Here is a 10,714-nt window from a genome sequence, read left to right as displayed (position 1 = left end):
GTCGTACGAGCGCTCGTACGACCAGTCTCAGAACCGAAAACTTCCCGCACCGCCCGCGCCCTCGTCAAAGACGATAAGCATCCCGGCTACGGCCAAACGAGCAAGGCGGCCCTCATGCCACGCTTACACTTCACACGCCCACCGAGGAGTTGATCCCGATGACCGACGATAGATTACCGCTTGCCGAGCGAGCATGGCAGCCGCCGACCTGGTGCTATGGCTGGGGGATGATCCGCCCCCAGCTTCCGGCATGATCGCCGTCCATGCACGGGCGGACGACCCGGACCGCACGCACGTGCCAAAAACGTTCACGCGACAGTCTCTGCCGGCAATCCGTTAGGTGCCCTTCAGTTTCCGAGCGCTGTTGTGCATGGACACGATCTTCCATCGTCCGTTCATCTTCTTAAGCACGCTTGTGGCGACGCCGAGTCGTTCGGCGGCCTCACCGGTTTTTGGCTCGATCCGGTAACGGTAGGTCTCGGTCGCAAGGGCAACCGACCCTTCGAAGCGGACGTCAACCTTGTAGTCGGAGAAGCGGAACGATTTGAACTGCTTCAGCTCGGGACCGAGATGATGAGCCAGATAGGTGGCGTAGCTGCCCTCAGATGCTCCTGTCTCGAAAACCCGCGCGTCGGTCGTGAACAGTTGCTCGGTTCCAGCAGCGTCAAGCTTTTCGATCGCGTCCTTATACTGTGACAGCGCCGCCGCCACGGCACGTGTGTCAGTGGTGCGGGCGTCTGACTGCGCCCACGCTGCGGCAGGAAGAGCGATCGACACCGCTATAATCATCTTCACGCAGGTGCTCATTTATCATCTCCCAAAACAAAATTAGCCGACCTTAGGATATCTCCATTTGACGCATCAATATGGAGCAGCGGCTGACGTCAGAACGCGAGATGGTCGAGGCCGCCATGCATGAAAGAACCCCCTAGCTGTAGCTGCTCGCAATCGGATGGGCTCCTGCTCGCAAACGGATCACCTTTCTGCTCGGATTAGCTGACAGTAAGCGCGCGCGCCTGCTCACGCTTTTCGATAATGTGCTCGCGATCTCCCGCGGCTGCTCGCAATCAGCGCGCCGCGCTCACGCTTAGCGCTACTGACGGGAATGGTCAGAATCTGATCCCCTCAACCAACCGAGCTGCGGCCTGGCAGTTCGCGGTGGTGGCGCACCAAGCCCTGACTTCAAGGCCCGGGCTCCGAACACGACGACGTTGCGCCTCCGCATCGAGAGGGACGATAGCGGCGTAGAGGAGATCGGGCTCTTTCTGTCCGGGGCTTGCTGGCCTGAACTTCCGGAGAGTCACCCCATCGATGTTGAGCGTCGAGGGCGCGGCCGCGGAAAGGGGCCGGCGAGCCAGGCCGTTCCCGAACGAAATCTCCACCCGATAACCGTCCCCCTCGACCAGCCGCGCGATTGACGACCTCGAGCCCACGCTGACCCGCAACGGCTACGACGCGACCGCGATCGCGCAGCAGTTCAACGCCAAGCCGTCGGAAGTGCGCGCGTTCCTGGCGGGCTCGCTCGACCCGGATCGCGGCCGCGAGCTGACCGAGCAGCTCCGGCAGGCGGGCGTGCCGGTGTGAGATACCCCGTGTTGCTCGGGATCATGCAATGTGAGCATGAGGGCACCGATATCGAGCAAGCTACGCTGAATGCGAGCACAGCGTCGTTGAGCGCGAGCACGCGCGGTCGCCCGTTCTCACCAAGCGTGAGCAGGAATCTACGCTGATTGCGAGCAAGACAAGCTAGGAGTGCGAGCGCCTACACCTAGCCAACCCTGGACGGCGATGGCGATGATCGCGCCTACCGAGCCGACGACCAGCATGACGCGTGCCGTATCTCGGTAAAGGCTTGCGCCGCCAAAGCCCGAGTAGCTCCACTGCGAACGCACCGATGATCAAGGCGATCGGAAAGTGAATCACCACCGTGTGCAGGCAACCGAGCCAGCTTGCTAAGCGCTGTCCGAAGGTCTTGTTTTTGGTTGCGGCCTCATCGTGCCCACGACCCATCGCCATGCCGAGCGCCAGTACCGCCGCCAGCAAAGTCAGCTTCGAAGTCCGCATGATTCAGCGCTTCCCGCAAATTTGCTTACTTTGGTCAATACGTAGCGGCGGACGTTCCCCTCACGGCTCATCGTGCCACCAAGCGTCTGCACCGTTGCAAAATCGGTACGTTCAGCCCGAGCGAAGTAACGGTCCACTTAACGGAACGGCTCGACGCTGGCCGACCGGCGGCTTAGGTCTCGCTTTAACGAAGGGGGCATCGCAACGACAACATGGCCGCGCAACTTGATCAAATAACTACCAAAGAGGATCACGACGGCCTTGTGCGTCGGCTCATTACCCGTTGGCGTGACGATCCGGGCGCGACCTATCGAAGCTGGTTCCTGTGGGACGAGCGGCTGAAGAATTTTCGTTCGATCCGGCGCGGTATCACCCAGGTCGTCGGCGAGATCGAGCGCGGTTCGTTTGGCGTCGCCTATCGCGGATCGTCGCTCGAAACCGTCGTCCATTCCGTTGCCGAACAGCGCCAAATCTTCAAAGGTGCGGACCATGCGTTCCTCTGGAAACCGAAGCTGCGCATCCCCGACATATACGAGAGCCCCGAGAACCAGCGCGCGTTCGGCCGCCTGCTAGACGCCTGTTCGTGTTGCGACACGGCCGAGGAGATCATCGGCCATATCCACGCGATCGACCGCCTGAAGATCAAGGGGCTTGGGCCTGCTGTCGCCAACCTCCTCTACTTCCTTCACCCGACGCTGGTGCCGCCCTTCAACACCGCGATCGTCAAGGGTTACAACGCGCTGACGGGGGCGAACGTGAAGCTTGGGAGCTGGGAGCATTTCCTAGCGATGCGAACCGGCATCCTCGACCTCAACGACCGCTTCCGCGACCTTTTATCGAACGACTTGGGCGCGATCGGCGGCTTGCTGTTCGACATCGGCTCCGATCGCTACCCGGCCCCGCCGCTCGACGTGAGCGGCGCGGCTCTGGCGAGCTGGGGGCAGCGGCTCGAGGCGGCGCGCGAAGAGGCGCGCACGCTTAGCAAGGCCGCGCAGCGTGAAGGCGAGAACGAGCGCACCCATACCGAAATTCAGGCATGGCTTCGCGATCTAGGCTTGGCACTCGGCTATGACGTATGGATCGCCGCAAACGATCGCAGCCGAGCCTTCAACGGATCGCCCTTGGGCGCAGGGTGCCTTGAGCGCTTGCCCGAGACGATCGCGAGGTCGAAGGGCGCTGATTCCATCCGGCTGATCGACGTGCTGTGGCTTGAAAAGGCCGGCGATCACGTCGCCGCAGCGTTCGAGGTGGAGCATTCGACGTCGATCTATTCGGGCATCGTCAGGATGCTCGACCTGGCCTTGAGCGGTAGCGACCTTCACGCGACCGCGGGACTGTTCCTCGTCGCGCCCGACGCGCGCGAGGCGGACGTTCGTGCGCAATTGCAGCGGCCCGCGTTCAGCCGCGTCGCCGACCTCGACATATCCTACCTCCCTTACGGCGAGCTGGAGAGGAACCGCGAGGCCATCGCGCGGTTCGGATCGGGGCTGAAGGCGATCAAGGCCGTATCCAGCAAGCTCGCCTGACACGCCCCGCGCGAGGGCTGGCGCGGGGAGCCACGTATCCTCTAGCATGTAGAGGAGAGCTGCCATGACGATGCCTTCCCCGGCCCCCTGGCTCGACGCCGTGTTGATCGGATGGTTCGTGCTGACCGCGATATCGGTCGCTTACGTCGCGTGGGATGCCTTCACCCGCAACCCCGAGTTGCGGGTGATGAAATGGGGGTGGCTGCTGGTCACGCTCTACGGCGGCCCGATCATGGCCGCGGCCTATGTCCTGTCCTGCCAGGAACCGGCGAACGAGCGGCACGAGGACTTCGTTCGGCCGCTCTGGAAGCAGGCGTTCGGGTCGGCCATTCATTGCATGGCGGGTGACGCGACCGGCGTCATCGCCGCGGCCGCGATCACCACGGCACTCGGCCTGCCGATGTGGCAGGACGTGATTGCGGAATATGTGTTCGGCTTCGCGTTCGGGCTGCTGATTTTCCAGGCGCTGTTCATGCGCGACATGGCGGGCGGTTCCTATTGGGGGGCGCTTCGCATGTCGTTCATCCCCGAATGGCTTTCGATGAATGCCGTTATGGCCGGCATGATCCCGACGATGGTGGTGTTGATGAGCCGGGACATGGCTGCGATGCACGCCAACTCGCTTCGCTTTTGGGGCGTCATGTCGCTTGCGACGCTTGTCGGCTTCGCCGTTGCCTACCCTATCAACCTTTGGCTTGTCGGCGTCCGGTTGAAGCACGGCATGGGCACGGTGCGCGTACTCGGGCATGGCGGGCACGAGGTCGCCGCGGACCGGCAATCGGCTACGCCGATGCCGGACATGAAGCACGATGCGATGGCAGGGATGAGCGGCATGGGGACGGGCCCGCGCGTGACCGGACCGCAGATCGTCGCGATGACGGCGCTGACGCTCCTAATGCTTGGCGCGGGCATCATAGTTGCAACGCTGTTCGGCCGATGGGCGATGTAGCATCGCCTCGATCGACGGAGATCGCGACAAGGGGTGATTCCGCGGCGCGCGTATCAGGGGCAGGCGGGGACTCACACGGAGGTAGAGAGATGCACCAGATCAACCCCGACATGAAGGCGTGCATGGACGCCCTGCCACGAATGCCATGTGCCCTGCCTTCACATGGCGATGAACCATTGCCTTAAATGGGTGGCCAGCACGCCGTGCGGCAATTTGTCATTGGCGGTGCCAATTGGCAGGGAGGCCGAGGCTGTCCCGGGAGACCGAAACGCGATTGAAGACGCCGTAGCCAATCGACAGGAACTTGACCGGGCGACACGTGCCATCGCCGTGTTGCCAACGACCTTGAAGGAATCGCTGGTCCTCCTGAGCTGCCCCCTTCTGAGTGGTCCATCGACTATTACAGTCTGGATCAAGGAAGGGACGACGAATGCCTGCGAAGAAGCACAAGCCCGAGGAGATTATCGGGAAGCTACGTGAGGTTGAGATCATGCTGGGTCAGGGCGGCACGACCGCCGAGGCCTGTCGGCGCATCGCGGTCAGCGAGCAGACCTACTACCGCTGGCGCAAGGAATATGGTGGCCTGAAGACCGATCAGGCTCGGCGGATGAAGGATCTGGAAAAGGAGAACCTGCGGCTGCGCCGGGCGATCTCGGATCTGACGCTGGACAAGCTCATCCTGCAGGAGGCAGCCAAGGGAAACTTCTGAGCCCCGCACGGCGTCGGCGCTGCATCGACCAGGTCCGGGAGGTGCTGGATGTATCCGAGCGGCGGGTGTGCCGCGTGCTCGGCCAGCACCGGTCGACGCAGCGCAAGGTGCCGTTCGGGGCAGATGACGAGTTGGCGCTCACCGAGGATATCATCGCCCTTGCCAGGCAGTACGGGCGCTACGGCTATCGCCGGGTGACGGCGCTGCTGCATGCGGCGGGTTGGTCGGTGAACCATAAACGGGTGGAACGGATCTGGCGACGCGAGGGGCTGAAGGTGCCGCAGCGCCAGCCGAAACGCGGCCGGTTATGGCTGAACGATGGCTCGTGCATCCGGTTGCGGCCGGAGTATCCGGGGCATGTCTGGGCTTACGACTTCGTCGAGGAACGCACCCATGACGGACGCAAGTTCCGCATCCTTACCATTATCGACGAGGCGAGCAGGGAGTGCCTGGCACTCGTCGTCGCGCGCCAGCTCAAACACGAAGACGTACTGGCAGCGCTGGCCGAGTTGTTCATCGAGCGTGGTCCGCCCGCGCATATCAGGTCGGACTATGGCAGCGAGTTCATCGCCGCCGCCGTCCAGACCTGGCTCAGGCAGATCGGCGTGAAGACGCTCTACATCGCCCCGGGCTCGCCATGGGAGAACGGCTACAACGAGAGCTTCAACGGCTCGCTGCGGGATGAGCTGCTGAACGGCGAGATCTTCTACACCCTCGCTGAAGCCAGGGTGCTGATCGAGGCGTGGCGGCGTCACTACAACACTGTCCGACCGCACAGCAGCCTCGGCTATCGACCACCCGCCCCGGAAGCGGCGACACCGCCATTGCCGGCCTCCGGTTCCGCTTCGCTCCACCTCCGACCGGCAATGGCGGCGGAGACGACAATGCACTAACTATCAACCCGGACCACCCGGTGGGGGCTGCTCAGTGCCGTGGAGGGCTTGGCGGCCGAGCGCGCCGCGCGATCAACGTGCCCGACTACAGCAAGGCGCTTGGCGTGCTTCAGCAGGGCGTGGACACGGCGACCGGCCGCATCGACCATGTTGTCCATATTCTTTCCAAAGCCCCGGTCATGGCGATGACGCCCAAGCAGATGGCGCAGCGCATCGCGGCGTGAACGCTCGGCCTACCACGTTGGGAAGCAGGGCAGCGCCTAATGCAGAGCGCCAGCCCGACCGCGTTCCGTGGGATCGTCGCGGCCGACAGAATCGTGACGGTTAATCGCGAAGCGATTGAAAGGTGCGTAGAAGCTGCTGCGAAAGCCCGTGAGACGGTGCGATGCACCGTCAAGGTCGCGCCCGCCCCATAAAGTAACAACGCGGACTTTTGAGGCTTCAGCCGGTGTCATGACCGTTTCAGGCCGGTGCACTTATGATCGCGAGGCGGGCGCGTGCGGATCAACGCACAATCCTTTTACGCGCCCGCCCCGAAAGCCCTCAGGCAAAATAGGGCTCTCTATTGCGTCACCGCGAAGCCGGCCTTCTCTATGGCCCGCTTGAGTTGCTGTACATCGGCCGTCGAGTTTACCGAAACGGTCTTGCTCGCCAAGTCGACGTTGACGACGGCCTTGGCATCGACGCGCTGAAGCGCGCTGGTCACACCGCGCGCACAGCCTCCGCAGGTCATTCCCTGAACTTTGAAATCGATCATCTTCGTTCTTCCATGAGGTGGATGAAGCAGATGTGGGGTTTGACACTGTGTCAGGGTCAAGGGGTGTATTTAGCTGTTGACCTTGACACGATGTGAGGGACGATAAGGCCATCGACTCAGTAGTGGAGACGACCATGAGCGCCCCGGCGCAGCTGCCAATGCAGACACAGGCGAGAAGCGAAGACAGGCTGTCGCTGGCCATCGATGGCATGACCTGCGCGACGTGTGTCGGGCGGGTGGAGCGCGCCATCGCCGGGGTGCCGGGCGTCGCCGGCGTCTCGGTCAATCTCGCGACGGAGCGCGCGAACGTCGAGTTCGTCGATGGACGATCCGATGTCGCTGCCGTAGCCGATGCGGTTCTTGCGGCGGGCTACACCCCGTTGACGCAAACGACCGAGTTGACGATCACGGGCATGACCTGCGCCTCATGTGTCGGCCGGGTCGAGAAGGCGCTGCTGAAAGTGCCCGGCGTCCGCTCCGCGAGTGTCAACCTGGCAGCCGAGACGGCGCGGATCGAAACGGTGGGTGGCGTCCCCACTTATGTCTTGGTCGAGGCCGTCGAAAGCGCTGGTTACACCGCATTCGCGCGCACCGGATCGGCGGAGGCGGAACGAAGCGCCGAGGACGCCCGCCGCGACGCAGCCGCAACAAGAGAGCTCCGCCACGTGCTGATCGCCGCGGCGCTGTCGCTGCCGCTGGTCGTTCCGATGCTGCTGGCCCCGTTCGGTATCGAGGTGGCGGTGCCGGGCTGGATCCAGCTGCTGCTCGCGACGCCCGTGCAGTTCTGGCTGGGCGCGCGCTTCTATCGCGCGGGTTGGAAGGCCGCGCGCGCCCGAACCGGCAACATGGACCTGTTGGTCGCGATCGGCACATCGGCCGCCTACGGGCTCAGCCTCTACCAGCTGCTGTTCGCGCCGATGCACGGCATGGATGCGCATTATTACTTCGAGGCTTCGGCCGTCGTCATCACCCTTATCCTGCTCGGCAAATGGCTCGAAGGCCGCGCCAAGCGTCAGACCGGAGAGGCGATCCGCGCGCTGATGGCGCTGCGGCCCGACCAGGCTCGCGTTGTCGGCACCGACGGCAGCGAACGAGAGATTGCCCTGGCGGAGGTGCGCTCGGGTGACCGCGTCCGCGTCCGGCCCGGCGAGCGCATCCCCGTCGATGGACGACTGATCGAGGGAGCAACCCATGTCGATGAATCCATGCTCACCGGAGAGAGCCTTCCGGTCGCCAAGGCCGCTGGAGACCCAGTGACCGGCGGATCGATCAACGCGGACGGCCTCATCCTGGTCGAGACGACGGCGGTGGGGGCTGAGACCACCCTCGCTCGCATCGTGCGCCTTGTCGAAAGCGCGCAGGGCGCCAAGGCTCCGATCCAGCGGCTCGTCGACAAGGTCAGCGCCGTGTTCGTGCCAATCGTCCTCGTCATAGCCGCGCTGACCCTCGCCGGCTGGCTGATCGCCGGCGCCGGAGTGGAAGTCGCGATCCTGAACGCGGTCGCGGTGCTCGTCATCGCCTGTCCGTGCGCGCTCGGCCTGGCCACGCCGACCGCGATCATGGCCGGCACGGGCGTTGCCGCGCGGGCCGGTGTCCTCATCAAGGACGCGGAGGCGCTGGAGACCGCGCACCGCATCAACATCGTCGCGTTCGACAAGACCGGCACGCTGACCGAGGGCAAGCCCTCGCTGCTGGCCGCACTGCCGGCCGAGGGGGCCGAACGCGCCGAGCTGATCGCGCTCGCCGCGGCGCTTCAGGCTGGAAGCGAGCATCCGCTCGCCCGGGCCGTCTTGGCGTGGGCCAGCTCGGAAGGCGTCGAACCCGCCCGCGCCAACGGGATGCGCGGCCTGCCCGGCCGCGGGGTTGCTGCAGACGTCAACGGCCGCAACCTGATCCTCGGCAGCACGCGCTTGATGGACGACGAAGCTATCGTGATGACACCGCTGGCGAGTGAGGCGGCCAGGCTGGAAGCCGAGGGACGGACGGTCTCCTGGGTCGCGGAACGCGCGCCCGAACGCCGCCTTCTCGGCCTTCTGGCGTTCGGCGACGAGGTCAAGGCTTCCGCCGCTGCTGCCGTGGCGGCGCTGCATGGCCGTGGCATACGCAGCGTGATGCTGACCGGAGACAATGCGGGAAGCGCCCGCGCAGCGGCGGCCAAGCTCGGCATCGACGATTTCGTTGCCAATGTCCTGCCGGAAGGAAAGTCGGATGCGGTAGCAGCATTGCGGGGCGGGGACCGCACGGTCGCGATGGTCGGGGACGGCGTCAACGACGCCCCTGCCCTCGCTGCAGCAGATGTCGGCATCGCCATGTCAACCGGAACAGACGTTGCGATGCACGCAGCGGGCATCACGCTGATGCGGGGCGATCCGCGCCTGGTCGCGGACGCGATCGACATCTCCAAACGGACATATTCCAAGATCCGCCAGGGGCTGTTCTGGGCGTTCATCTACAACCTGGTCGGCATCCCGCTGGCAGCGTTCGGGTATCTAAGCCCGGTGATCGCCGGCGCGGCGATGGCGCTGTCGAGTGTCAGCGTCGTCGCCAATGCTCTGACGCTTCGCCGTTGGCGTCCGACAGCGGCTTGAGGAGGCGATACGTGAATATAGGACAGGCGGCCAAAGCTTCGGGCGTCAGCCAGCGGATGATCCGCCATTATGAGGCGATCGGCCTCATTCCGAAGGCCACGCGGCGTGATTCCGGCTACCGCGACTATGACGAACGCGAAGTCCACATGTTGCGCTTCATCGGCCGCGCACGCGATCTGGGCTTTCCAATTTCGGAGATCGGCCAGCTCGTCGCGCTGTGGCAGGACGGCGATCGGGCGAGTGGTGAGGTCAAGGCCCTCGCGCTTGCACGAGCCGCGGAGATGGAGCGCAAGGAGCACGAGCTCCGAGCGATGCGCAAGTCGCTCGAAGATCTGGCGCGTCGCTGCGCGGGCGGAGATCGACCGGATTGCCCGATCCTGGACGATCTTGCGATCGGAGTGGAACATGTGAGTCTGCGTTGCGTTAAAGAAAAGGGTTGACCTTGGACCATGGTCCGAGCCGCAAGGACGGTGAAGTCCCGACCCCGGCGAGGGAAAGCGCCAAGAACCGCGTATATACAAGGGGAGGGGGGCGCATATGGAAGGAAAGACAATGCATCAGATCGATCCCGAGATGAAGGCGTGCATGGACGCCTGCCATGAATGCCACATCACCTGCCTTCACATGGCGATGAATCACTGCCTGGAGGCGGGCGGGCGACACGCCGAGCCTCAGCACATGAAGCTGATGCTGGACTGTGCTCAGATTTGCAGTGTCGCGATCGACTTCATGGCGCGCAAGTCCGAGCACCACCGGCATATCTGCCGCGAGTGCGCCGAGATTTGCCGGGCGTGCGCGTCGAGCTGCGAAGGGCTGGACGGCATGGAGGATTGCGTCGCCGCGTGTCGCAAGTGCGCCGACGCTTGCGACAAGATGGCCGCGTAAATGGCCCGAGGGCGGCGCTTTCCCCGCCGCCCTCCCGTTACATTGCGAGCCAAGGCGCGTGAGACGGTGCGATGCACGGTCAGGGTTGGCAGCAACGCTTTAGAGAGGGGCGTCACCTGCCCTGCCGCTAGGCTAGCGGCCCGCCCGTCCGCGGCTTGGCGCGGCGGTTCCAGGCGAACCCGATCATGATCGCGGCAAGCATCAGGAGTTGTGCCAGCACCTTTCGGTGAATGGCGGCGACCGGGGGTCGCGGGCGCTTGGTGGCGAGAGTGCGGGTCAGTTCGACCAGATGTTCCGGCAGGTGCAGCCTGCCCCGATCGTTGCGCGGCAGACGCGCGAGACC

At 64.3% G+C, this 10,714-nt stretch carries 11 protein-coding genes; 8 read left to right on the top strand and 3 right to left on the bottom strand.

The window, feature by feature from the left end; all coding sequences use genetic code 11:
• Positions 1 to 336: 336 nt before the first annotated feature.
• Entirely contained in the window at positions 337 to 807 is a 471-nt protein-coding gene (locus tag BFL28_RS15590; RefSeq protein ID WP_046195645.1) for a YybH family protein, read from the bottom strand.
• Between the two features lie 1,469 nt (positions 808 to 2,276).
• Between BFL28_RS15590 and BFL28_RS15580 the strand changes: the two genes are divergently transcribed.
• The 5 genes from BFL28_RS15580 (at position 2,277) to BFL28_RS21575 (ending at position 6,557) form a co-directional block, all read left to right on the top strand.
• Positions 2,277 to 3,590 (top strand): hypothetical protein, encoded by a 1,314-nt coding sequence (locus BFL28_RS15580; RefSeq protein WP_046407118.1) that lies wholly within the window; start codon positions 2,277 to 2,279, stop codon positions 3,588 to 3,590.
• Between the two features lie 64 nt (positions 3,591 to 3,654).
• Positions 3,655 to 4,539: a DUF4396 domain-containing protein gene (locus BFL28_RS15575; protein WP_046407119.1), complete on the top strand. Its 885-nt coding sequence runs from the start codon at positions 3,655 to 3,657 to the stop codon at positions 4,537 to 4,539.
• Positions 4,540 to 4,969: 430 nt separating this feature from the next.
• A protein-coding gene (locus tag BFL28_RS15565) for an IS3 family transposase (RefSeq protein WP_119184626.1) occupies positions 4,970 to 6,141 on the top strand; the annotation gives its coding sequence in 2 pieces (ribosomal slippage) (positions 4,970 to 5,234 and positions 5,234 to 6,141; 1,173 coding nt in all).
• Between the two features lie 77 nt (positions 6,142 to 6,218).
• Positions 6,219 to 6,365: a hypothetical protein gene (locus tag BFL28_RS21580; RefSeq protein WP_205499316.1), complete on the top strand. Its 147-nt coding sequence runs from the start codon at positions 6,219 to 6,221 to the stop codon at positions 6,363 to 6,365.
• A 39-nt stretch (positions 6,366 to 6,404) separates the two neighbouring features.
• Entirely contained in the window at positions 6,405 to 6,557 is a 153-nt protein-coding gene (locus BFL28_RS21575; RefSeq protein ID WP_007407005.1) for a DUF6118 family protein, read from the top strand.
• A gap of 146 nt (positions 6,558 to 6,703) precedes the next feature.
• On the opposite strand, the gene BFL28_RS15560 is transcribed toward BFL28_RS21575, so the two are convergent.
• Positions 6,704 to 6,898 carry a heavy-metal-associated domain-containing protein gene (locus BFL28_RS15560; RefSeq protein ID WP_007407007.1) on the bottom strand — a complete coding sequence of 65 codons (195 nt, stop codon included), beginning with the start codon at positions 6,896 to 6,898 and terminating at the stop codon, positions 6,704 to 6,706.
• A 134-nt stretch (positions 6,899 to 7,032) separates the two neighbouring features.
• Here BFL28_RS15560 and BFL28_RS15555 point away from each other — a divergent pair, with 134 nt between their 5' ends.
• From BFL28_RS15555 to BFL28_RS15545, 3 genes are all read left to right on the top strand, one after another.
• Positions 7,033 to 9,486 carry a heavy metal translocating P-type ATPase gene (locus tag BFL28_RS15555; RefSeq protein ID WP_269430554.1) on the top strand — a complete coding sequence of 818 codons (2,454 nt, stop codon included), beginning with the start codon at positions 7,033 to 7,035 and terminating at the stop codon, positions 9,484 to 9,486.
• Between the two features lie 11 nt (positions 9,487 to 9,497).
• Complete coding sequence (gene cueR / locus BFL28_RS15550) at positions 9,498 to 9,926, top strand: Cu(I)-responsive transcriptional regulator (protein WP_079247197.1); 429 nt, start codon at positions 9,498 to 9,500, stop codon at positions 9,924 to 9,926.
• Positions 9,927 to 10,038: 112 nt separating this feature from the next.
• Positions 10,039 to 10,371 carry a four-helix bundle copper-binding protein gene (locus BFL28_RS15545; protein ID WP_046985870.1) on the top strand — a complete coding sequence of 111 codons (333 nt, stop codon included), beginning with the start codon at positions 10,039 to 10,041 and terminating at the stop codon, positions 10,369 to 10,371.
• A gap of 127 nt (positions 10,372 to 10,498) precedes the next feature.
• Here the strand turns inward: BFL28_RS15545 and BFL28_RS15540 are convergent.
• Positions 10,499 to 10,714, bottom strand: a 216-nt coding sequence (locus tag BFL28_RS15540; RefSeq protein WP_420911774.1) for a hypothetical protein, incomplete at its 5' end; no start/stop codon positions are given.

The sequence above is a fragment of the Sphingomonas turrisvirgatae genome (assembly GCF_001721295.1).
Lineage (GTDB): Bacteria > Pseudomonadota > Alphaproteobacteria > Sphingomonadales > Sphingomonadaceae > Sphingomonas > Sphingomonas turrisvirgatae.
Note: the sequence above shows the minus strand (reverse complement) of the source record. Positions and strands in the feature narration are given on the sequence as shown.